This is a genomic window from Rahnella aceris, from assembly GCF_011684115.1.
Classification (GTDB): domain Bacteria; phylum Pseudomonadota; class Gammaproteobacteria; order Enterobacterales; family Enterobacteriaceae; genus Rahnella; species Rahnella aceris.
This window is the reverse complement of sequence record NZ_JAADJV010000001.1, coordinates 1,277,983-1,301,827: the sequence shown is the minus strand read 5'-3', so window position 1 is coordinate 1,301,827 and position 23,845 is coordinate 1,277,983. Positions and strand designations below refer to the sequence as shown.

The 23,845-nt window shown below is 54.6% G+C and carries 19 protein-coding genes; 8 read left to right on the top strand and 11 right to left on the bottom strand.

Annotated features, from left to right (window positions below):
• The first annotated feature begins 97 nt into the window (after positions 1–97).
• The 5 genes from GW591_RS05840 to GW591_RS05820 all read left to right on the top strand — a co-directional run bounded on the left by GW591_RS05840 (position 98) and on the right by GW591_RS05820 (position 7,482).
• A complete protein-coding gene (locus GW591_RS05840; protein WP_013575451.1) occupies positions 98–1,777 on the top strand; it encodes a ribulokinase in 1,680 nt (559 codons plus the stop codon).
• Between the two features lie 36 nt (positions 1,778–1,813).
• Entirely contained in the window at positions 1,814–3,319 is a 1,506-nt protein-coding gene (gene araA / locus GW591_RS05835) for an L-arabinose isomerase (RefSeq protein ID WP_013575450.1), read from the top strand.
• A gap of 686 nt (positions 3,320–4,005) precedes the next feature.
• Complete coding sequence (locus GW591_RS05830; protein WP_013575449.1) at positions 4,006–4,755, top strand: ABC transporter ATP-binding protein; 750 nt, start codon at positions 4,006–4,008, stop codon at positions 4,753–4,755.
• A gap of 77 nt (positions 4,756–4,832) precedes the next feature.
• A complete protein-coding gene (locus GW591_RS05825; RefSeq protein WP_173362096.1) occupies positions 4,833–5,774 on the top strand; it encodes an ABC transporter substrate-binding protein in 942 nt (313 codons plus the stop codon).
• Between the two features lie 49 nt (positions 5,775–5,823).
• The gene (locus GW591_RS05820; protein WP_166860292.1) at positions 5,824–7,482 is read left to right on the top strand and encodes an ABC transporter permease; all 1,659 of its coding nucleotides are present in this window, start codon (positions 5,824–5,826) and stop codon (positions 7,480–7,482) included.
• Here GW591_RS05820 and GW591_RS05815 read toward each other — a convergent pair.
• From GW591_RS05815 to GW591_RS05795, 5 genes are all read right to left on the bottom strand, one after another.
• On the bottom strand, positions 7,479–8,972 hold the full coding sequence (locus tag GW591_RS05815) for an MDR family MFS transporter (protein ID WP_166860290.1): 1,494 nt from the start codon (positions 8,970–8,972) through the stop codon (positions 7,479–7,481). The two genes, GW591_RS05820 and GW591_RS05815, sit on opposite strands and share 4 nt — an antisense overlap.
• Positions 8,973–9,141: 169 nt before the next feature.
• Positions 9,142–9,645 (bottom strand): hypothetical protein, encoded by a 504-nt coding sequence (locus tag GW591_RS05810; protein WP_041673134.1) that lies wholly within the window; start codon positions 9,643–9,645, stop codon positions 9,142–9,144.
• Between the two features lie 39 nt (positions 9,646–9,684).
• A complete protein-coding gene (bioD, locus tag GW591_RS05805) occupies positions 9,685–10,371 on the bottom strand; it encodes a dethiobiotin synthase (protein ID WP_013575444.1) in 687 nt (228 codons plus the stop codon).
• Between the two features lie 332 nt (positions 10,372–10,703).
• Entirely contained in the window at positions 10,704–11,927 is a 1,224-nt protein-coding gene (gene mlc, locus GW591_RS05800; RefSeq protein WP_013575443.1) for a sugar metabolism global transcriptional regulator Mlc, read from the bottom strand.
• A 167-nt stretch (positions 11,928–12,094) separates the two neighbouring features.
• Complete coding sequence (locus GW591_RS05795) at positions 12,095–12,994, bottom strand: LysR family transcriptional regulator (RefSeq protein ID WP_112198729.1); 900 nt, start codon at positions 12,992–12,994, stop codon at positions 12,095–12,097.
• A 140-nt stretch (positions 12,995–13,134) separates the two neighbouring features.
• On the opposite strand from GW591_RS05795, the gene GW591_RS05790 reads away from it, so the two are divergent.
• The gene (locus tag GW591_RS05790; protein WP_166860288.1) at positions 13,135–14,427 is read left to right on the top strand and encodes an MFS transporter; all 1,293 of its coding nucleotides are present in this window, start codon (positions 13,135–13,137) and stop codon (positions 14,425–14,427) included.
• A 46-nt stretch (positions 14,428–14,473) separates the two neighbouring features.
• Here GW591_RS05790 and GW591_RS05785 read toward each other — a convergent pair whose 3' ends face one another.
• The 6 genes from GW591_RS05785 to GW591_RS05760 form a co-directional block, all read right to left on the bottom strand.
• Positions 14,474–15,568, bottom strand: coding sequence for an ABC transporter ATP-binding protein (locus tag GW591_RS05785; RefSeq protein WP_166860286.1), 1,095 nt, complete (start codon positions 15,566–15,568; stop codon positions 14,474–14,476).
• A 4-nt stretch (positions 15,569–15,572) separates the two neighbouring features.
• Positions 15,573–16,415, bottom strand: a complete 843-nt coding sequence (locus GW591_RS05780; RefSeq protein WP_013575439.1) for a carbohydrate ABC transporter permease — start codon at positions 16,413–16,415, stop codon at positions 15,573–15,575.
• Positions 16,416–16,425: 10 nt separating this feature from the next.
• The gene (locus GW591_RS05775; RefSeq protein WP_013575438.1) at positions 16,426–17,349 is read right to left on the bottom strand and encodes a carbohydrate ABC transporter permease; all 924 of its coding nucleotides are present in this window, start codon (positions 17,347–17,349) and stop codon (positions 16,426–16,428) included.
• A gap of 63 nt (positions 17,350–17,412) precedes the next feature.
• Complete coding sequence (locus GW591_RS05770) at positions 17,413–18,693, bottom strand: ABC transporter substrate-binding protein (RefSeq protein ID WP_013575437.1); 1,281 nt, start codon at positions 18,691–18,693, stop codon at positions 17,413–17,415.
• 60 nt (positions 18,694–18,753) lie between these two features.
• Positions 18,754–19,932: an aminotransferase class I/II-fold pyridoxal phosphate-dependent enzyme gene (locus GW591_RS05765; protein WP_013575436.1), complete on the bottom strand. Its 1,179-nt coding sequence runs from the start codon at positions 19,930–19,932 to the stop codon at positions 18,754–18,756.
• Positions 19,919–20,632 carry a FadR/GntR family transcriptional regulator gene (locus GW591_RS05760; RefSeq protein ID WP_013575435.1) on the bottom strand — a complete coding sequence of 238 codons (714 nt, stop codon included), beginning with the start codon at positions 20,630–20,632 and terminating at the stop codon, positions 19,919–19,921. Before GW591_RS05760 ends, GW591_RS05765 begins: the two co-directional genes overlap by 14 nt.
• 307 nt (positions 20,633–20,939) lie before the next feature.
• Here GW591_RS05760 and GW591_RS05755 point away from each other — a divergent pair, with 307 nt between their 5' ends.
• On the top strand, positions 20,940–22,148 hold the full coding sequence (locus tag GW591_RS05755) for an FAD-dependent oxidoreductase (RefSeq protein WP_013575434.1): 1,209 nt from the start codon (positions 20,940–20,942) through the stop codon (positions 22,146–22,148).
• A 316-nt stretch (positions 22,149–22,464) separates the two neighbouring features.
• Entirely contained in the window at positions 22,465–23,832 is a 1,368-nt protein-coding gene (gene dcuC / locus GW591_RS05750; protein WP_013575433.1) for an anaerobic C4-dicarboxylate transporter DcuC, read from the top strand.
• The last annotated feature ends 13 nt before the right edge of the window (positions 23,833–23,845 follow it).

Sequence of the window (23,845 nt, the reverse complement as noted above, 5' to 3'; positions counted from 1 at the left end):
TAACGCCTCCTCACTCACTTTTTTGCATCCTCCTACTGTTAGAGCAATTCGATTCGCCGCCGTAATGACTACGGCAAACCTGAAGGAGTGAGAAAGAATGACGCAAGGTGCGATTGCTCTTGGTCTTGATTTTGGCAGCGATTCCGTCCGTGCCCTGGCTGTGGATTGTCAGACCGGTGCCGAGATGGAAACCGATGTGGTTTATTATCCGCGCTGGAATGAAGGTCGCTATTGTGATGCGGCAATAAATCAGTTCCGCCATCACCCGCTCGACTATATAGAGGCAATGGAACAGGCGATTAAAAACGTAGTGCAACGGCTGGGCAGCGAGCGTGCTGCGCGCGTGGTGGGTATCGGCGTCGATTCCACCGGCTCAACCCCCGCTCCTGTCGATGAGGAAGGCAACATTCTGGCGCTGAAAGCGGAATTTGCCGAAAACCCGAATGCCATGTTTGTGCTCTGGAAAGATCATACGGCAATAGAAGAAGCGGAAGAGATCAACCGTCTGTGTCGCAGCGGCGATTTCCCCGACTATTCCCGCTATATCGGCGGCGTTTATTCCTCAGAATGGTTCTGGGCGAAAATCCTGCACGTTTCCCGTGCTGATGCTGCGGTTAAACAAGCAGCCGCGTCATGGGTTGAATTGTGCGACTGGGTGCCCGCCCTGCTTTCCGGCACCACCGCACCGGACAAAGTGGTGCGCGGACGTTGCAGCGCCGGACACAAAATGCTCTGGCATCCGTCATGGGGCGGCCTGCCACCAAAAGCGTTCTTTGCCGCCCTCGATCCGCTGCTGGTTGAACATCTGCCCTATCCGCTGTTTACCGACACCGTCACCGCCGAACAGGCTGTTGGCACACTGACACCTGAATGGGCAGAACGTCTTGGCTTACCCGCCAGTGTGGTGCTTTCGGGCGGCGCATTCGACTGCCATATGGGGGCAGTCGGCGCGGGCGCACAGCCTTATACGCTGGTCAAAGTGATCGGCACCTCTACCTGCGACATCCTGATCGCCGATAAAGAACGCGTAAACGACCGTGCTATCGCCGGGATCTGCGGACAGGTGGAAGGCAGCGTCGTGCCGGACATGATCGGGATGGAAGCCGGACAATCCGCTTTCGGCGACATGTACGCCTGGTTCAGCCGTCTGCTGAGCTGGCCGCTGATTCAGGCTGCCAAAGCCCATCCGGAAATGGCACCGCAACTGACCAGCCTGCAAAAAAATCTGCTGACCGATCTCACTGTGGCCTGGGCCGCTCATCCGAAACTGGATCATCTGCCGCTGGTGCTCGACTGGTTTAACGGCCGCCGTACACCGTTTGCCAACCAGCGCCTGAAAGGTGTCATTACCGATATCAATCTGGGCACAGAAGCACCTGAACTGTTCGGCGGCTTTATCGCAGCGACCGCTTTTGGCGCGCGCGCCATCATGGAATGTTTCGAACAGCAGGATATTCCGGTGGAAAACGTGCTGACGCTCGGGGGCATCGCGCGTAAATCGCCGGTCATCATGCAGGTTTGCGCCGATGTGATGAACCGTCCGTTGCAAATTGTCGCTTCCGATCAGTGCTGCGCACTGGGTGCCGCGATTTTCGCCGCCGTCGCTGCCGGGGAGTTCAAAGATGTTCCTGCCGCACAGGAAAAAATGGCCTGCAGCATCGAACGTACGCTGACGCCGGATCCGCAGCGCGTCGCGCAATATCAGCGCCTGTACGAACGTTATCAGCAATGGTGTGCCACGACTGAACCGCTGTTTGCAGCGAAACCGGCGCATTAACCCGTATTTCATCTATCCGATATTCAGGAGTAATAAATGGACGCGTTTAAACATCTCGAAGTGTGGTTCGCCATTGGCAGTCAGCATCTGTACGGTCCGCAGGCATTACGTCAGGTAAAAGAGAACGCCGAGAAGGTGGTCAGTAGCCTGAACAGCGAAGCCGGTTTGCCGATAAAACTGGTGCTCAAACCGCTGGTGACCACGCCGGACGAAATCACCGCATTGTGCCGTGAAGCCAACTATGACAACGCCTGCGTGGGCATCATCACCTGGCTGCATACCTTCTCGCCGGCCAAAATGTGGATTGCCGGTCTGAGCATCCTGCATAAGCCACTGATGCAGTTCCATACGCAATTCAATGCTGAAATCCCATGGGAAACCATGGACATGGACTTCATGAACCTGAACCAGACCGCGCACGGTGGCCGTGAATTCGGCTTCATCGGTGCCCGTATGCGTCAGCAACACACCGTGGTAGCCGGTCACTGGCAGGACGGTGAATCTCACCGCCGTATCGCCCAGTGGATGCGCGTTGCTGCCGCCAAAAACGAAAGCCAGCACCTGAAAGTGGCACGTTTTGGCGATAATATGCGTGAAGTTGCTGTCACCGAAGGCGATAAAGTTGCCGCTCAAATCCAGTTCGGCTACAGCATCAGTGCCTACGGAATTGGTGATTTGGTCAGCGTAATCAACGAAGTCAGCAAAGGCGACATCGATACGCTGGTGGAAGAATATGAAGCCACCTATCGCCTGACGGATGCGGTAAAAATTAACGGCGAACGTCGTGAAAACTTGCTGGATGCTGCCAAAATTGAACTTGGTATGACCCGTTTCCTCGAACAAGGTAAATTCGGGGCATTCACGACCAACTTTGAAGATCTGCACGGCATGAAACAACTGCCCGGGCTGGCAGTCCAGCGTCTGATGCAGAAAGGCTACGGCTTTGGTGGCGAAGGTGACTGGAAAACGTCTGCCCTGCTGCGCATCATGAAAGTCATGGCCAGCGGTCTGAAAGGCGGCACTTCTTTCATGGAGGATTACACCTACCACTTCAAACCAGGCAGTGATCTGGTGGTGGGCTCGCACATGCTGGAAGTGTGTCCGTCGATTGCCAAAGAAGAGAAGCCGCTGCTTGATGCGCAATATCTCGGCATAGGCGGTAAAGCGGATCCGGCGCGTCTGATTTTCTCCACACCGGCAGGTCCGGCGGTCAATGCCAGCGTCATCGACATGGGCGACCGTTTCCGTCTGCTGGTCAATCTGGTGGATACCATCGAACAGCCACACCCGCTGCCAAAACTGCCGGTTGCGCGCGCTATCTGGAAAGCCCAGCCATCACTGGCAACAGCGGCAGAAGCGTGGATCCTCGGCGGCGGCGCGCACCATACCGTGTTCTCTCAGGCACTGGATATTGACGCGCTGCGGTTATATGCGGAATTTTCCGGGATTGAATTGCTGGTGATCGATAACGACACGACGTTGCCGGACTTCAAGAATCAGATCCGGTGGAATGAAGTTTATTACAAACTTTGCAGTCGCTGATTTGTTTGCAGAAGGCCGCTGCAATGGCGGCTTACACTGCTAAAGCGAGTTAGCGTAAATTTCGGTTTCTTACGTGCGGTGATCACTTAACACGCTGCGCCGAAACCGCCCAAAAGGGGAAAGTGCTTTTCCCCTTTTGGATTTCCCCACGCTTTTTCAACACGCGCTCCGCTCGCTGGCTATGTTTCAGTTGCCGCGGTGACAGGCTGGAAATCTTGCCGCTACGCGGTACCTTCATTTCGGGATTGCAGCCTCAGGTCTGCAACCTCTCATTCAGCAAGCTTTCTGAACGCCCGCACCATCTTAAATTCAAAGGCAAATGTCTTTTATCTTTTAGAAAAGTGGATTGGCGTGCTTAAAATCCAGCTGAACGGAGCGGCTTCGAGACCTGTGGCTCGAAGACCGAGAGAAGGCAGTGCGAAGCACCTGGATTTGCGCCACTCACCAATGCATCAGAACATGTCCGTCATACCCGCGACAGCGCGCAGTGAAAAAGCGCGGAGTCCAGAGGCCCGCGCGTTACCGGGTCTCTGGTCGGTGTGGGCCGACGCCCACGGTTTTGAAGTTGAATTGGCGGCCGCCCGCCAGGGCAATTTCCACACCTTTCCAAAAGGTGTCATCCGTCCGTCACATTCCCCCTTTACCCTCACCTGCACTAATAAGTCCCAAAGAGGATAGTACCAACCATGATCATTCCAGCTACAGCCAGCGGGAATGCGCCTGCGCGCATGTCTTCTCCCCCCGCGATCTCTGTCCATCAGGTGTCCCATTTCTTTGGGAGCAACCCGGTACTCAATCACGTCAATTTATCCGTGCCGGAAGGCACGATCCTCGCCCTGCTTGGCCCTTCCGGCTGCGGAAAAAGTACGCTGCTGAAAATGCTGGCGGGATTACTCCATCCTGCGTCAGGACAAATCAGCTTCGATGGTGTCACTGTCGCCAGCGGGAAAATCAGTCTGCCACCGGAAAAACGTAATCTCGGCATGGCCTTTCAGGATTATGCCCTGTGGCCGCACATGACCGTGCGCCAGAACGTCGCGTTTCCGTTGCAGATGCGCGGCATCCGCGGTGCGATACAGCAGGAGAAAGTGATGGCGGCGCTGGAGCGCGTCGGACTGGCGGATTTTGTCTCCCGCCGCCCTGCCGAACTTTCCGGCGGTCAGCAACAGCGTGTGGCCCTCGCCCGCGCCATTGTGGCTGAGCCACGCATTTTGCTGTTCGACGAGCCGCTGTCGAATCTTGACCGCGACCTGCGGGAAAGCCTGTGCGAGGAAATGGCAACATTGTTGCGCCAGCTCGGCACCACGGCGGTGTATGTCACCCACGATCAGCACGAGGCTCACGCACTCGCTCACCGCATTGCGCGCATGGACAAAGGCGCGATCGCCAGCATTGACCAGATTGACCCTTCCGTTGTTTCACCTTTTGTTGCTTAACCTTTGATGGAATGAAAATGATGACCCGCACACACAACAAAACCTCCAAAACGTTTTCCCGTACCAAAACAGGCGTAATGACAGCAATGACTCTTTCTCTCGCAATGGCGGCAGGCAACGCTCAGGCACTGACGCTCTACACCGCCGGGCCGGGCTCGCTGGCAAAAAAACTGGCGGCAGGCTATGAAAAACAAACCGGCGTAAAAGTCGATGTGTTCCAGGCAACAACCGGCAAAGTGATGGCTCGCCTGGAAGCCGAACAGGCCAACCCGCGGGCCGATATACTTATCTCAGCATCCTGGGATACCGCAACCGATCTCGAACAACGTGGCTGGTTGCTTGAATACCAAAGCCCCAATGCGGCACAGGTTCCCGCGCAGTTTAAAACCCCCTATTACGTCGCTCAGGGTATTTCCGCACTGGGCATCGTCTGGAACACAAAAAGTGGGACGACCGAGCCTAAAGACTGGGGCGATTTAGCCAAACCGGAATTCAAAGACAAAGTGACCACGCCGGATCCGTCTCTCTCCGGGGCGTCTCTGGATTTGCTGATCGGTCTACAAAATGCCCACGCGCAACAGGCCTGGAAACTGTTTGAGGATCTGAAAGCCAACGGCATGATTATCGCCGGACCCAACGCACAGGCGCTGACGCCGGTCTTACAGGGCGCGAAAGCTGCGGTATTTGGCGCGGTTGATTATGTGTCTTACGCCAGTATGCAGGACGGTGAATCGGTCAAAGTGATTTTCCCGAGCAGCGGAACGGTTATCGCCCCGCGCCCGATGATGATCCTCAAATCCAGCCAGCAGCCCAAAGAAGCCAAAGCCTTTATCGATTACGCGCTGTCGCCTGAAGGCCAGAAACTGGTCGCCGATGCCTGGCTGATGCCGGCCCGTACGGATATCGACGCCAAACGCCCGCTGTTTAAATCGCTGAAATTATTACCGGAAGCATCACAGGCTTCCGCATCACGTAAAGACGTTCTCGACCGCTTCGCGAAACTGTTCGGACAGCAATAATCCCTTCCCGGGCTGTTTGAAAAAGCAGCCCGCTTCTGAGATTTAATCAATGAATAGAAATGCTTTCCTGCCGGGCATGACGGGCATTGCGCTGTTACTGCTGGTCGCGGTGCCGGTCAGTTTTGTGATTTTACAGGCGGTCTTTCCGCATCTGGATGCCGGCAGTTATTCGGCACCGTTCAGTGCATTTTATCGTGTTTTCCAAGAACCTCAGTTACGTGAACTGTTCGCGACAACATTAAAAGTCGGTCTGGGCGTGGCGATATGCAGCGGCCTGATTGGCATTCCATTAGGTGCCTTGCGCGGCCTGTTCGTGCTACCCGCCGCCGCGCTGTGGGACATCCTGTTTCTGGTGCCCTTCCTTTTACCGCCGTATATTGCCGCGCTGTCATGGATGATGGCGTTACAGACCCACGGTTATGTCCAGCAACTGCTGCCGTGGCTGCATCTGAATGATTTTTTGTTTTCGCTGCCGGGCATGGTGATGGTGATGACGCTGAATGTGTTTCCGGTCGTGTATTTCGCGGTATCGCGCAGCATGGCCGCCAGCGGCAGTCGTCTGGCAGATGTTGCGCGTATTCATGGTGCGGGTCCGTGGCGGGCATTTTTGCGCATCACTTTACCCATGGCGTTACCGGCAATGGCCTCCAGTTTGTTACTGGCGTTTACGCTGTCGATTGAAGAATACGGCGTGCCCGGCGCGCTGGGTTCGCGCAGCGGCATTCTGATGCTCACCACCGGCATCGAACAGCGCCTTGCCGACTGGCCGATCGACCTGCCCGGCGCGGCAGTGCTGTCGCTGATGCTGGTAGCAATTGCGCTTTGTGCGTACAGCGTTCAGCGTGCAGTGCTGGCGGGCAAGAATGTGGAAAGCGTGACCGGCAAACCGGCGGACGTGACACAAAAAACGCCGGGAGTCTGGACAATTCCGGTGCTGATGTTGTTTACAGCGGTGGCAGTGATTGCCGTCGCACTGCCGATTGTCTCCACACTGGCCACGGCGTTTTCCCGCACGTTGTCCGGCGGGCTGTCGTGGCAGAATCTGACCTTCCGCCACTTCAGTAATCTGTTTGCCGCGCACGGCGACGCGCTGAGTGCGCTGTCGACCAGCCTCAGTCTGGCGCTGGGTACCGCGCTGATCGCCGGGGCGACCGGCTTTCTTGCCTCGTGGCTGGTAGTGGCACGAAAAATTCGCGGTGCGGCGGTTATCGACGGTTTATCGCTGTTACCGGCGGCATTGCCGGGGATTGTGGTGGGTGTCGGTCTGATTCTGGCCTGGAACCGCAGTTTCTGGCCGGTGACGCCGTACAACACCTGGGGAATTCTGCTGCTGGCTTACTGCTGCCTGTTGCTGCCTTATCCGGTGCGTTATGTCAGCGCCGCGTTGAAGCAGATTGGCGGCAATCTGGACGCCGCCGCACGGGTGCACGGTGCCACGGCGGCGCAGACATTGCGTCTGATCCTGCTGCCGCTGGTATTTCCGAGCCTGCTGGCATCAATGATGATGGTTTTTGCCGTGGCGTCACGGGAACTGGTGACGTCCCTGCTGCTTTCACCGGCGGGCGTACAGACCGTATCGGTGTATGTCTGGCGTCAGTTTGAACAGGGTTCGGTGGGCGACGGGATGGCGATGGCGTCGGTTGCAGTGCTGCTGAGCCTGACGCTGATGTTGATTGCGGTCAGGCTGCAACAACGGCCCCCGGCTTAGCTTTCCCGCTGCGGTTCAGCGTGCGGGCGGTCACCGGAGGGGATCAGTAAACCGGCGGCGACTGCCAGTAGCGAAATCACTGCAGACACCACAAATACCCAGTGCAGCGACGCCGCCACGCTGTCGGTCAGAGCACCCAGTTGCTGGCTATCCATTGCGCTGCGGGTGGCTTTCTCCATCAACAGTTGTACCGGATCGTTTACCTGCGGCAGACGATATTGCAGATTCAGATTCAACGTTGCGCCAAGCACCGCGGTGCCAATGGCGGAACCCAGCATACGGGTAAAGAGTGTTGAGGCCGTCGCGATGCCGCGGATAGCCGGTTCAACGCTGTTTTGCACCGAGACAATAAAGGTGGTATTACACAACCCCATGCCCGCGCCAATCGAAAATGCCGCCAGACGCGCCATCCACAAACCGGACGATGGCGAAAGCAGCAACAGCGCCAGACTTCCGCCGACCAGCAATAATCCGCCAATGACCGCCGTTGCACGGTATGAAGTCGCCTGCATCAGACGGCTGCTGAACATGCTCGCCAGCGGCCAGCCAATCGACATCAGCGCCAGCGTGGTGCCCGCCTGTAACGGCGTTCCGCCGAGTACGCCCTGCACATAGGTTGGCAAAAATGCGCTGATACCCATCATGGTGGCGCCAATGATCAACCCGCCAACATTTCCGGCAATAATCACTTTGCTTTGCCACAGCGCCAGCGGGAACAAAGGCTCCGGCGTTTTACGCTCCTGGCGGATAAGCAGCCATGCGCTGCCAACGGCTAATGCCATCAGTGCCAACGCCCAGTAACCCAGCACTTCAGCCTGCAACAGCGCCAGGAGTAAGGCCGCGACAGAAAGGGTCAGATAACCGGTACCGGCCAGATCCAGCTTATGTGGTTTACGCTGTCCGTCCGGCGGCAGGTATTTCACCAGAATGATCATCGCCACCAGGCCGACAGGCACGTTCACCCAAAACACCACCGCCCACGGAAAATGGGAAACAATAAACGCTCCCATCAGCGGGCCGACAATCGCCGAAACGCCCCATACGCTGGACAAATATCCCTGCGCTTTTGCCCTTTCCTGCGGGCCGTACACATTGGCAATCAGCGTGGTGGCTATCGGCGTGATTGCCCCTGCACCCAGTCCCTGCAGGGCACGAAAGCCGATCATCCAGCCAAGCGAAGGGGCGAATCCGCACAGAACAGAGCCGATCAGAAACAGCGTGGTACCGATGAAAAACATTTTCCGGCAACCATACAAATCCGCCAGCCGCCCGTAGATGGGTACGCTGATCGCCTGCGTCAGCAGATAGACGGCAAACACCCAGCCGAGCAGCGAGAACCCACCCAGATCGCCAATAATGGTCGGCATCGCCGTCGCGACAATGGTCACTTCTACGGCGGCCATAAACATCGACAACATGCAGGCGGCAAGGATTAGAGGTCGGTGAGAAGATTTAACAGCAGACTTTACTTCAGGATGATTGACGGCCATGTTCTTTGTTTTCTTTAGCATTGTTTTGATGAGTGCACGCAGGCAGATACCAAATTATAGACAAAAAAGAGGCGCCGGGTTTGCACACAGCGCCTGTTAAGGACAGTTTAATTATGACAACATCAGTTATAAGTGTTGACTAAAAAAAGATGATTTATTGAGAAAGCGATTATGCGTCCTCTGGCCTGAATAAATGGATGGGTAAAGTGAGGCGTACGGGGGCTAATAAGTTGGAAAAAGCCAATGAGCGGGAGGGAGCAAAATGTCCACTACCATTAGTCCAGCGCGTCAGTCGCCCGGCACTAAATACGAGCTCACCAGCGAAATAAACTCCGCGTTCCCTTTCTATTATCACTCCCCCTTTTTTATGTTCACAGATACCCGTAAGAGAAGTATGTCCATGGACATTTTGATAATCTGCCTTGCCGCAAATAACAGCCCCCGGAGCATCATCCATGATAGCAAACACCCAGCCACCTCCATTTGGTACAAGGGTGCGTTGAGGATCCATTATATTAACAAGTTTATAATTTCCCGCCGCCTGACGGATAACTTCATAAACATATAACGGATTAGCGGGTTCCTGATCGACACATTTAGGGTCGATCACTTTCATCATTTTGCGTTTAAGCAACATGCTGTTCAATTTTGAATATTGCTGTTTTTCAGGCACTTAATTCCATCCATGATAAATTTTAAAAAACCGTCAGCCTCATACTTTAATCACCATTTCCAGGTTAAAGCTGGACAGGTCGATAAACTTCGCCATATCGCGGCTTTCCGCACGAGGTAAATACGGAATTTCACCGAGCAGCGGTGCGGAAATATTGACGCTGAGCGCATCAATCGTTTCCTGATAATGAGCCAGACAGGGATTAATGCGGTTCGCCACCCAACCAAGCAGTGGTAAACCATCCGCAATAATCGCCTGCGCGGTTAATAACGCATGGCTGACACAACCTTCCTGAATACCTACCACTAATACTACCGGCATATTTTGCTGACGGACCCAGTCCGAATATAAAAGATGCGGTGTGATCAATGTTCTCCAGCCGTCGCACCCTTCAACTACAACGGAGTCAGCCTCCTTACGCATGAAATTAAGACCGTTAGTCATTATTTCAAAAACATTTTCAGGGACCTGGCTGGCATAAATATCTTCATCAGCTAATGCCAGTGGAGTTATTTTATTAAAAGGATAAGAAATTGAAGATGACTGCTGGAGCGTTACCGCATCTTTATTTCGAACCCCGTCGGCCAGCTCCTGACTGCCTGTTGCAATAGGTTTATAGCCTAAAACGCAGCGATCCTGCGCGGCTAAAGCCTGAAGCAAGGCACGTGTGACAATGGTTTTACCTACACGGGCATCCGTACCCGTGACGAAAAAGTGCGTTAACATGGAATTCAGGCTCCGGGATCTCTCCGTCTTATTGAAAGATAGTCTCCGGTAAGAACACACCGCCAGAGACAAAGTCACGACAGAAAGTCTAGGCGATGCGGGATGAGAGCGGTTTGCGTTAGCGCAATGTTTTGTTGACTGTCCATGCAGTTAATGCCGAGGGCTTATATTTTTTTATTTACGAACACAGGTTAATGATATATCCCAATTAATGGAAATTACGACAGGGCGGCAAGGAAGAAAGTCCCGATGCGCTGACGAAGATCAAGGATTCGGGCGAATAAATGCAGCCAATGCAGCCAATGCAGAAGTATCTTCAATTACGCAGGATATTAGCCTTGCAGTAATTTAATTAACAGGGATCCGCTATATAACGCATCTTTCACTAACGCCGCGCCGGGCATCGTTCCCTGATTATAGAATTGTGTCGATTCAAGTTTGATATTTTCGCTATAGGCGGGAAGCGATTGCTGCTGAATACAGGACATTATCGCGGGATGGAGAATATCCTGAGATAAATTCAGCGGTGAGCCGATCAGCACTTTCTCCGGATTAAACAGATTGACCATGATCGCCAGAATGCGTCCAACGCTTTGTCCGACGCTAATGATCACATCACGCGCTAGCTGATCGCCACGGTTTGCTGCATCACACACGGCCTCGATAGTCAGCGACACACCATGCAGTAAGCTGGCCGGAACCGGTACCGTTAACCGCTGACGAACCAGATCAAGAATGCTGTCAGTGCTGGCGACAGTTTCAAGGCAACCGTGATTGCCGCAATAACAGCGCTTGCCGTAAGGATCCACCTGCGTATGGCCGATTTCCGCCACACTGCTGCTGCCCGCGTGCAACACGCGCCCGCCCGTGATCACCCCGGCTCCGACGTTGTGATCAATCACCACCTGTACCACATTTTTACAGCCCCGGGAGGCACCGTATAGCAACTCGGCCAGCGTCCAGGCACCGATATCGTGCTGCACATACACCGGCAAACCGGTGTGCTCAGACAGCGTGTCACCCAGCGGCATATCAAACACGTCATGATAAAACGGCATGCGGTGCACAATGCCACGCCGTGCGTCGATCATGCCCGGTAAGGTAATGGCGATGGCGGTGAGACGTTCGAGTTTGCGCTGATGACGGATAAAAAACTGATCGATTTCCGAAATAATACGTTTAAGCAGAGGTTGCGATGCCTGTTCCGGCAGCGGGAGGACTTCTTCTACCACCAGTTTACTGCTGAGATCACGCAGACCCAGGGTAATGGAACCGAGACTGATACGTGCTGAAAGGTAATGCCAGGCCTGCGTATCGAGCGCTAAACCAATGGCCGGACGCCCGCGGCTACCGGGATCCTGAAATTCAGTTTCCAGCACCAGATGCGCCTGGATTAACTCACGAACTATCTTGGTGATACTGGCAGGAGCCAGTTGTGCTTTTTTTGACAATTCAATGCGCGAAATAGGACCAAACTGATCTATCAGGCGGTACACAGCACCGACATTGGTTTGTTTTATCTGATCGATATGTCCTGGTTGCCCGTCGGGGATCACTCAAGGAACTCCTGTTATTTTCGCGCTTCAAAATAAAGATTAGGGCTATGTTGGAGTTTTTGTTATATGTCGTCAACTATTTGATTCGTTATGTGATTTGGTGCACAAATTGCGCGAAAACACGCTCAGAATTGACTGGAAATACAGCATCTTCTGACTTCGCCTCCTTATTCTTCGTGTAACAACAAATCCATAAATGCCCGGGCTGCGGCAGTCGCAGGACGCCGTGCGTGATTCACCAGCCAAAGCTCTGTCGTGCCCTGCAGTGTGCCAAATCGCAAATACCTCACCCCTTCAACCTGAATACGCAGATAAGAAGCGGGCAAAATTGACACCCCGAGACCGGCCGCGACCAGGCCGATAATGGTCAGCGGTTCGCCGACTTCCTGAGTGATATACGGCGTGATCCCCTGCACTTTGAGCTGGCCGAGTATATCGTCGTAAAGCGACGTGCCGACATCTTTGGAGAAAAACACAAAAGGCTGATCGGCAAGGTGCTGAAAAGTCAGTTCACCCTCTTTAAGCGCATTCAGCGGATGGTCTTTGTGCACCACAGCAATCAGCGGCTCGGACAGCACAAGATGGTGTTCCAGCTCCTCCGGTAACTCGCCATTACGCATAATGCCCAGATCCAGTTTTCCCTCCAGTAACGGTTCGATCTGCTGTTTGCTGTTGAGCTGCTCAATGCGAATATTGACATCCGGATAGGTCAGACGAAAACGGTGCAAGGTGCGGGAAACACGACGTAAAAACGGTGCCGAAGAGGTCAGCCCGAGGGTCAGATTGCCAGACTCGCCGCGATGAATGCGTGCCGCCTGGGCGGACGCCTCACCGACACGCTGCAAAATCTGCCGGGCTTCCGGTAGAAACGCCTGTCCCGCCTGGGTCAGCCGCACGCTGCGGTTGTTACGGTAAAACAGCGCGGCGCCGAGATGGGTTTCCAGCGCCTGAATTTGCTGGCTCAGCGGCGGCTGGGACATGTGCAGACGTTCCGCTGCCCGGCCAAAATGCAGTTCCTCGGCAACAGCGATGAAATAACGTAAATGACGCAGTTCGATGTGGTTCATGATGTGGATTAATTCGCCCGATTGATACTTTAAACATATCGTTTTTGACTGATTAATATATTAGACAATAAACCTCGCAGCGTTAAAATTCTTATACATTTTAAAATTAAGTTTTACAGCCCCCGTATTAAGGACTTCCAGTGAAAACCTCCCGGCGGATTTCCGCTGCACCAGCCAGTGATTCAGTTAACGACGACGAGTTAAATCCTGAAACCCCCGTCGCCCGCTCCGGACTTAAAACCCCTTTTATCAAGCGTGGTACGCCGCAATTTATCCGCGTCACCCTTGCGCTGTTTTCAGCGGGTCTGGCGACGTTTGCCCTGCTGTATTGCGTCCAGCCAATTCTGCCGGTGTTGTCGCATGATTTCGGCGTTTCACCGGCCACCAGCAGCCTGTCGTTGTCGTTGTCCACCGGTTTAATGGCGATTGGCCTGCTGTTCACCGGGCCAGTTTCTGATGCCGTCGGGCGTAAATCAGTGATGGTGGTGGCGTTATTTCTCGCTGCGGGCTGCACGCTGGTCTGTTCCTTTATGCAAAGCTGGGATGGCATTCTCGTCATGCGTGCGCTGATCGGCCTGTCGCTGAGCGGCGTGGCGGCAGTCGCCATGACTTATCTCAGTGAGGAAATCCACCCGAGCGTGGTCGCTTTCTCGATGGGCTTATACATCAGCGGAAATTCTATCGGCGGCATGAGCGGACGTTTAGTCAGCGGCGTGCTGACGGATTTCTTCTCCTGGCGTATCGCCGTTGCCGTCGTTGGTTTCTTCGCGCTCGCGGCGGCAATTATGTTCTGGCGCATTCTGCCGCCGTCAAAACATTTCCGGGCAAGCTCGCTGAAACCACGCAAGCTGCTGATTAACTTCAAGCTGCACTGGCGCGACAGCGGCTTGCCGCTACTTTTCGCCGAAGGTTTCCTGCTGATGGGGAGTTTCGTGACCATGTTTAACTACATCGGTTACCGTCTGCTTTCATCGCCCTACAATCTGAGCCAGGCGATTGTCGGTATTATCTCTGTGGTCTATCTGATGGGCACCTACAGCTCGCCGAAAGCCGGTGCGCTGACCGGTGTTTATGGCCGCGGCCCGGTGCTGATCGGCGCAACAGCGCTCATGCTGCTGGGGATTTTGATCACCGCCTTCTCGCCGGTCTGGCTGATTTTCATCGGTATGATCCTGGTTACCGGCGGGTTCTTCGCCGCCCACTCCGTCGCCAGCGGCTGGATCGGGCGTCGTGCACGCCGCGCAAAAGGACAGGCTTCCTCGTTATACCTTTTCAGTTATTACGCAGGGTCGAGCGTCGCCGGGACGTCAGGCGGATTCTTCTGGCACTCATTTGGCTGGTACGGGATTACCGGGTTTATCAGTTTGATGCTGATTGCCGGTGTCGGTGTCGGCTTTAAGCTGATGAGCTTATCTGAGGCGAAAGCGGTTTAACTTGTTTGCTCCTCACCCTTCGCAGGGGGAGGAGCAAACCCAAAATCTACTCCCCTAATTTCCCCATTCGCCGCTGGCTATCCCCCTCAAACAACTGCATTCGCGCAGTATCAATCTGTACCCACACGCGATCCCCTGGCGCGGCACCCGATCTCACCATGCTGTAAACACTCAGGCTTTCACGGCCAAATTTACCGTGGATCAGTTCGCTCAGACCGGTCGGTTCAATCAGCGTGATGTCCAGCGGCACGGCGCCCGGCGCACCCTCTTTGCACAGCACAATGGCTTCAGGGCGGACGCCATAAATCACCTCTGAACCACTTTGCAGATTCATGATTGAAGGATCCACCGGCAACGTTAATTCCGGCGTAATCCGTAACTGCGGTGCAGAATCGCCCAGTTCCAGTGTGCCGTTGATGAAATTCATTGAAGGCGACCCGATAAAGCTGGCAACGAATTTATTGGCCGGTGTGTCGTACAGTTCCAGCGGCGTGCCGACCTGCTGGATCAGGCCATGATTAAGCACCACAATACGGTCGGCGAGCGTCATGGCTTCGACCTGATCGTGCGTCACATAAACAATGGTGTTTTTCATTCTCTGATGCAGGCTTTTGATTTCAATCCTCATCTGTCCGCGTAACTGCGCATCCAGGTTGGAAAGCGGTTCATCGAACAAAAACACCTGCGGTTCGCGCACGATCGCCCTGCCCATTGCCACCCGCTGACGCTGCCCGCCGGAAAGCTCTTTCGGGCGGCGATGCAGCAGCGCAGTCAGCCCGAGGATATCGGCAGCTTTATTTACCGCAGCCTCAATCTCCGCTTTCGGGCGTTTTTGCACTTCGAGGCTGAAGCCCATGTTGCGCGCCACGGTCATGTGCGGATACAACGCATAACTCTGGAATACCATTGAAATGTCACGGTCTTTCGGCGCCACCTGATTCATCAGACGCGAACCAATATGAATGTCCCCCGCCGTCGCCAGTTCCAGCCCGGCGATGGTGCGCAGCAGGGTCGATTTACCGCAACCGGACGGCCCGACCAGCACCACAAACTCGCCGTCTTTAATGGTCAGGTTGATATGTCGCAACACTTCGACATTTTCGTAACGTTTTTGAAGATCGGAAATCGTAATCTGAGCCATAAAATTATCCTTTAACCGCACCCGCAGTCAGCCCCTGAACCAGGTAACGCTGAATGAACGCAAAGAACAGACAGGCAGGAATGAGCGCCAACACGGCCGCCGCCATCATGTCGCCCCATGAAACCGCGAATTTCGACACAAAACTGAGTAAGCCAACCGGGAACGTCATCACCTCGTTTTTGTTGATGAGCATCAGCGAGAACAACAATTCGCTCCACGCGGCGGTAAACACAAAACCTAACGTTGCCGCCATGCCCGGTAACGTCAGCGGGATGATGACTTTGCGCAGCGCCATAAAGCGGCTGCACCCTTCCAGCATCGCGGACTCTTCCAGATCCTTCGGAATGCTGTCGAAAAACGACTGCATCAGGAACGTGGCAAAAGGGACGTTAAAGGCGGTGTAAATCAGCACCAGCCCCAGCAGGCTGTTGGTCAGGCCGAGCGGTGCCATTACTTTGTAAATTGGCGCGAGGATCATCACCAGCGGGAACATCTGCGTAAACAGCAGCAGCGCGGCCATCACCGTTTTGCCGCGAAAACTGAAACGGGAAAACGCAAAGCCGGCACCGGCAGCAATGATCGTGGTCAGAAATGCCGTGCCGAATGACACAATCAGACTGTTGAAGAAATACAGTGGAAACTGGCTTTCCGTAAACACCCGCTGAAAATGTGTCAGCGTCATCTCACCCGGCCACATCCGCACGCCTTCGCTGTAGAGCAGTTTGTCCGGTGTGATTGAGATTTTGATCAGCCAGTAAATCGGGAACAGCGCGAACACCAGGTAAAACAAAATTCCCAGCCGGTGTCCGCCCTTGCGCAGCCACGCGTTGAATGACAATGCGTTCATATGAGCCTCCTTATTTCAGCAACTGATGGCGGATGCGCAGTAAAACCAGCGCGTAAAGCGTCATCAGCACCAGCAGGAACACTGCCATCGCCGACGCATAACCAAAGTCGAGTTTGCGGTATGCAGTGGTGAAGATGAAACTCGACAGAATCGAAGTGGAATTGGCCGGGCCGCCGTCGGTCATCACCACAATCAGGTCGGCGAAATTCGCAATCCAGATGGTGCGCAGCATCACCGTGATGGCAATCATCGGTGCCAGAAACGGCAGTGTAACTTTGCGAAACTGCTGCCAGCCGGTCGCCCCGTCCATTGCCGCCGCTTCGTACAAATCTTTCGGAATCGACTGCAACGCCGCCAGCAACGTTATGGCGAAAAACGGAATGCCGAACCAGACGTTGGCCACCACCGGGCCGTACAGCGCCAGTTGCGGATCAGACAGAATATTGTACGGCTCGGAAATGATATGCAGATCAGCCAGCCAGTAAGGCAGTACGCCAATCACCGGATTGAGCAACCACGCCCAGGTCAGGCCGGAGAGAAACGCCGGAACCGCCCACGGCAGAAACACCAGCGCCTGCACCCAGCGGCGGCCGGGAAACTCACGGTTGAGCAATAAGGCTAACCCCAGCCCCAGCGCGAACTGCAACACCAGTGAAGTCAGTGTCCAGTTGAAGGTATGGCGCAGCGCAGCATAGAAATGCCGGTCATCAAACATGGTGCGGAAGTTATCCAGCCCGACCCAGCCGGTATCGAAAGGGTTAAGCAACTGGATGTTCTGAAAAGCATAGGAAATGCCGATGGCCATCGGAACAAAGATAAACAGGCCGATCAGCACCAGCGTCGGGCTGAGATAAACCCAGGGTTCCAGCAGCGCCCGCAAACGCGGGAAGCGCGGCACGGCAGCGGTGTCTGGCGGTGAAACTTCCAACATCATGACGCGTCTCCGTTGAGAAGAATATCGAACTCCGGCAGCAGATTCGCGCCGGAGTTATCCGGTTTACTTTTGCGCAGCCAGCCAGGCTTTCTGTTCTTTGGTCAGGTATTTCGCCCAGTCTTTCACCATGCTTTCGGTGTCGTTCTGGCCGAGCAGCGTTTCCTGCGAACTGTCTTTCACAATCACCGAGTTGAAATAGCCCCAGCCTTTGAGGTGCGTTGGCATAGTCAGCGGGATGTAATCCGGGCTGTTCAGCTCGGCAAACCAGCCTGCAAACTGCGGCGCGTGGTAATACGCATCCTGCTCTGCGCCCTTATAAATCGGTAAGGTGCCGACAAATTTCGACCAGGTGAGGTTGTTTTCTTTGTTACTGAGGAAGGAAATCAGATCCCAGCTTTGATCCTGATGTTTGCCCTGTTTGAACATCGACCAGCCGGTATAACCGATGGTCGGATAGGCTTTGCCGTTCGGCCCGAGCGGCATTGGCGCGACCGAGAAATCGTCAGGATTCATGCTGTTTTTGATGGCGATCAGCGCGTCCGGATCCTGATCGAGCATTGCGCATTTACCGGAATAGAATCCGGAGACGATTTCGTTAAAGCCCCAGTTGACGCTGTCTTTTGGCGCATAACCCTTCTGGTACATATCCACCAGGAATTGCGCACCTTTAATCGCACCAGGTTTGGTCAGCGTGCTGTTGCCCTCTTTGTCGAAGAAGTCCGGCGAGCCGTTCATCGCCGCCATAAACATCATCCAGGCATTCGTGCCGCCGACGCCGCCGCGCATGCAATAACCGCTGATGCCGTTACCCAGCGCGCTGATTTTCTTCGCATCCGCCATAAACTCGTCCATGGTTTTCGGCGCCTCGGTCAGACCCGCCTGCTGGAAGAGTTTTTTGTTCCAGAACATGGCCCGCAGATAAAAACCGTACGGGATCATGGTGGCGGTGCCGCCGGAAGAACGCGCCATGGTCAGTGTTTTGTCAGTCAGATCCGGCGTGCCCGACCAGCCTTTCAGCCGCGGTTCGAGATCAGCCAGCATGCCGTTACTGGCATACAGCCCTTGCCAGGTGTCCGGCATTTCCACCACATCCGGGTATTGTCCGCTCTGGATCATGGTGCCAAGCTTTTCAAACGCCTGTCCCCACGGCAGCGACACCACGTCGATCTCGACATCAGGGTGCTGCGTTTTGTAAGCGGTTAACATTTTTTGCAGCATTTCAGTACGCGCCGGGCTGGTGATCACTTCCACCAGCGTCAGTTTGGTGGCGGCAAAACTGGCGCAGGAAAACAGGCTGACGCTGAGCGCCAGCAGGCTGAGCACATGACGTTTCGGGTGTCGCATAATCTTGATTCTCCACGGTGAAAAAAGTCGGAACACAGGAACGGTCTTTCAACAAAGGCCTCAGGAACAGGCGCTTTCGATGGCGTTTTTCAGGTCACGCCATAAATCTTCGGTCTCTTCCAGCCCGATAGAAATGCGGATCACGCGGGGCGACACACCGAAATCTATTGCCGAGTTGAATTCGCCCGCCTGATTCAGCACAGAAATGGCTGGCATCACCAGACTTTCGAAACCGCCCCAACTGACCCCCATACGGAACAGATTCAGCGCGTTACAGAACGTCGGAATATCGATGCCTTCGCTCAGCTCAAAGGAGAACAGACCGCTGTAGCCGGTCAGCGTGGAAGTCGGCAACGGGTCAAGTCCCGGATGATTCACCTGCGTGATGCGCGAATAGCCCTGCAACCGGCGCGCCAGTTCCAGCGCACTTTCGTGATGCTGGCGCATACGCAGCGGCAGCGTGCGCAGGCCGCGCAGCAGCAGCCAGGCTTCATTGGCAGAAAGTTTGCCGCCTAAAAACGGGCTGATATAACGACTGATGGCGCTGATGCGTTCCTGGCTGGAAATCACCAGCCCGGCGACCACGTCGCTGTGCCCGCTGATGTATTTCGACGCGGAATGAATGACCAGATCGATGCCCGCAGCCAGTGGCTTCTGGAAAATCGGCGACGCCCAGCTATTGTCGATCATCGTTATTACGCCGTATTTTTTCGCCAGTTCCGCGATGGCCCGCAGATTTTGTTCGCCCATCACCCAACTGTTCGGGCTTTCGAGATACAGCAGTTTCGCGCCCTGCATCGCCTCTTCCAGCGCGGGCAGTGAACCGCCATCGACAAACTGTGATTCAATCTGAAAACGGGTACAGAAACCGCGCAGGAAACGGTAGGTGTCCGGGTAGACGTGATTCACGCACACCACTTTATCGCCGGGACCGGCCACGCTGAGAATGGCGTTACTGATCGCCGCCATGCCGCTGCCGAACGCCAGACAAGCTTCGCCGCCTTCGAGTTGCGCCACTTTTTTCTGCAATTCGACGACGGTCGGGTTATCAACGCGGGAATACAAAGCATGGTCGCTGTCGCCGCGAAAACGGGCAATCATGCTGTCATAATCAGTGAAACTGAATAACGAAGACTGATAGATGGGCGGCGAAATCGCTCCGCGATCGTGGCGGGCGTCGTGCACTAAACGGGTGTTTTCCCCTAACTCAACAGGCTGGCTCTTATCATCTTGCTGCATTGATCACTTCCTTCATGTCACGTTCAGTTATGTTCAGAATGTCGTTGCTTAGCCTGCGCGCGTTTTCCGGTTCACGGCGCGCAATGGCTTCAAATAACATGCGATGCAGCGGAAAAGAGTCGCTGAACAGCGCCTGCTCAGGCGGCGATTCAAAAAAGGCATGCAGCAGGTCATAAATGCCGCCGACCATTTGCAGCAGCAGCGGATTGTGCGCCGCGCTGTAGATTGCCGCGTGAAACTGCCAGTCTTCTGCCCCGGCGGAACCGACGCTCAGATGGACTTTTTCCATCACATCCAGCTTCTGTTCGATAAACAGCAAATCGCTTTCCGTCGCACGTACCGCCGCCAGCGCGGAAGCCTCGCATTCAATGATCCGGCGCACTTCCAGTGCATGAAGCATGGTGGCTGAGTCATTCTTAAAGCGCAGGGACAGAAAGCTGTCGTTAGCGGTAATTTCAGACTGCAAAAACGTGCCGCTGCCTTTTTTGCGCACGATAATCCCCAGCGCTTCCCAGCGTTTCAGCGCCTCGCGTACGGTGTTACGGCTCACCGCCAGCCCTTCGGCCAGCACGCGCTCGGGCGGCAATTTCTCGCCGATACGGGTGCCGGACTGCGCCACATAGCGGGTCAGCGCATCGAGCACCAGCGTGTCGCTTTGTTGTGGCGCAATCGGATGCAATAAATTTATGTCGCCGTTCATTGGCTTCTCCGCACTTTGGCTTGTGCAAACATCGGCCATAATTGGCCCAACAACTCAACCTGTGGACCACTTTGCAATTTATCTGCCAGTTTTAAAAACAACCGTTAAGCGAATGATTTACAGACACAATGAGTAAATTTCATCCCAAACGGGAAAGCAGCGACAAGATCGCGGTGGTGCAAAAACATGGAGTTTTGTTACGACGCTGTGCAGGAAATGTTCTGTGATGTAGCACGGGATGAATTGACGCCCATCCGTGCAAATGATAACTGTTATCATGTAAATTCATCCCCTCAGGCAGGTTGGAATGACACCGAACACTGAATCCTCCGCAGCAGCGTCCTGCTGTATCGTCGGCGGTGGCCCCGCAGGATTAATGCTGGGATATCTTCTGGCGCGAAAGGGAATTGACGTCACCGTGCTGGAAAAGCACAGCGACTTTTTACGCGATTTTCGCGGCGATACCATTCATCCGTCTACACTGGACATCATCTGGCAACTGGGTTTTCTCGACGAGTTCCTCGCCCTGCCGCATCAGCGCGCTGAAAAGCTTTATGGCGAGATCAACGGCCAGGAAACCACGCTGGCGGATTTCAGTCATCTGCCGACGCAGTGCAAATTTATCGCTTTTATGCCGCAGTGGGATTTTCTCAACTTCATCGCCAGCAAGGCTGCGCAACTGCCCAATTTCCGGCTGATTCATAACGCGCAGGTCCTGTCATTGCTGGAGGATAAATGCCAGGTATCCGGCGTTCTTGCTGAAGTGAATGGCGAAACGCAGCATTTTGATGCGGATCTGGTCGTCGGTTGCGACGGGCGTAATTCCATCGTGCGCGAACAGGCCGGGATGGAAATCCGCCGTTATGGCGCGCCACGTGACGTGTTATGGCTGAAAATCCCCAAACGCCCGGATGATCCTCTGTGGTCGATGGGGCATCGCGGGCCAAAGAAAAACTTCATCATGATCGACCGGGGTGATTACTGGCAGTGTGGGTATTCGATCCCGAAAGACAGCCTGGATGCGCTCAAAGCACAGGGCATCGCGCCTTTTCTCGACCTGCTGGCGGAAGTGTCGCCGTTTGAGCGCCAGCGCTTAGCCGACGATATTCTCAGCTGGGAAAACGTACGCTTGCTGGTGATCCGCATCGACCGTCTCAAAGAATGGGCTAAACCGGGTCTGTTGTGCATCGGCGACGCGGCACATGCTATGTCACCGATTGGCGGCGTCGGCGTGAATCTGGCGATTCAGGATGCGGTGGCGACAGCGAATATCATCACTGAACCGCTGAAGGCCGGACGCCTGACGCTGCGACACTTAAAACGTATCCAGCGCCGCCGCGCGTTCCCGACGTGGGCGACGCAGGCATTACAGATCATGATCAGTAAAGCAGGACAGAAACAAAGAAAGCGTGCCCCTTCACGGCTGGAAGCGTGGCTGCGCGGGCGGAAATTTATACCTTTCCTGTTTGGACGCCTCATCGGCGTGGGATTTTATCGGGAAATCCCGAAGCTTTGATTTTTCAGGCAAACGTATTGATGTGCACGGTCAACTCCCTCCCCTGCGAAGGGGAGGGTTGGGGTGGGGTATTAAAGCGAAATTAATAAGTTGAAGTTTGCTCAAACGCGGTGTAAGCCCGTAAAACCCCCTCCCGCCTCCCCCTTCGCAGGGGGAGGAGCCGTACCGAATCCTCTTCTGAACAGGCATCACAAATTTAAATATTCCCCGCTTTTTCATCACCCATAATTGATAAGCGTCATAACGCCCGGTGAACTATTTCGGCAAAGTGCCCGCCTTTCACTTGGATCCAAATTTAATCTCGGGGAATACAATAATGCTGGAATTACTGATCGGGCTGGTAGTCGCCGTCTTTGTCGGCCGCTATATCATTAAAGGCTATTCACCCACCGGCGTTCTGATGGTCGGCGGCTTATTATTGCTGATTATCAGCGCCATCATGGGTCACAGCATCCTGCCGGAAGGCACCAAAAGTACCGGCTGGAATGCGACAGATATCGTTGAGTACGTCAAAATTCTGCTGATGAGCCGCGGTGGCGATCTGGGGATGATGATCATGATGCTGTGCGGTTTCGCAGCCTATATGACCCATATTGGTGCCAACGATGTGGTCGTCAAACTGGCGTCGCGCCCGTTACAGATGATCAATTCACCGTACATTCTGATGGTTGCGGCGTATATTCTGGCGTGTCTGATGTCCCTGGCCGTGTCTTCGGCGACCGGTCTGGGCGTGTTACTGATGGCAACGTTGTTCCCGATTATGGTTAACGTCGGCATCAGCCGGGGCGCGGCGGCGGCGATTTGTGCGTCTCCTGCGGCGATCATTCTTTCCCCTACCTCAGGTGATGTGGTGCTGGCGGCGCAGGCGGCGAATATGCCGCTGGTGGATTTTGCCTTTAAAGTCACCCTGCCGATTTCGATTGCTGCCATCGCGGCGATGGCGGTCGCGCACTTCTTCTGGCAACGCTATCTGGATAAACGCGATACCTCCGTGCTGGCAGATGCTGTCGATTCCAATGCTGACGATGTCATTGAAACCAATGCTCCGGCTTTCTACGCTATTTTGCCTTTCACGCCGATTATCGGTGTGCTGATTTTTGACGGTAAATGGGGACCCAATCTGCATATCATCACCATTCTGGTGATTTGTATGTTGCTGACCGCCCTGATTGAAACCGTGCGTAACCGTAACGGCAAAGCGGTATTCGCCGGACTGGACGTGGCTTATCGCGGCATGGCGGATGCATTCGCCAACGTTGTGATGCTGCTGGTCGCGGCGGGCGTGTTTGCTCAGGGGCTGAGCACCGTCGGGTTCATCAGCAGCCTGATAGGACTGGCGCAAAACTTTGGCTCCGGCAGCATCGTCATGATGCTGGTGCTAGTAGTCATCACCGTGCTCGCCGCCATGACCACCGGCTCCGGTAATGCTTCGTTTTACGCCTTCGTCGAACTTATCCCAAAACTGGCCGCGAAAATGGGCATCAACCCGGAATATCTGGTCATCCCGATGTTGCAGGCATCGAACCTGGGTCGCACTATTTCCCCTGTTTCGGGCGTCATAGTGGCCGTGGCCGGTATGGCAAAAATATCGCCTTTCGAAGTCGTCAAACGCACGTCCGTTCCCGTGCTGGTTGGCCTGATTGTGGTAATTGTCGCCACCGAAATTCTGGTGCCGGTGCATTAAAGCCTTTCTATTT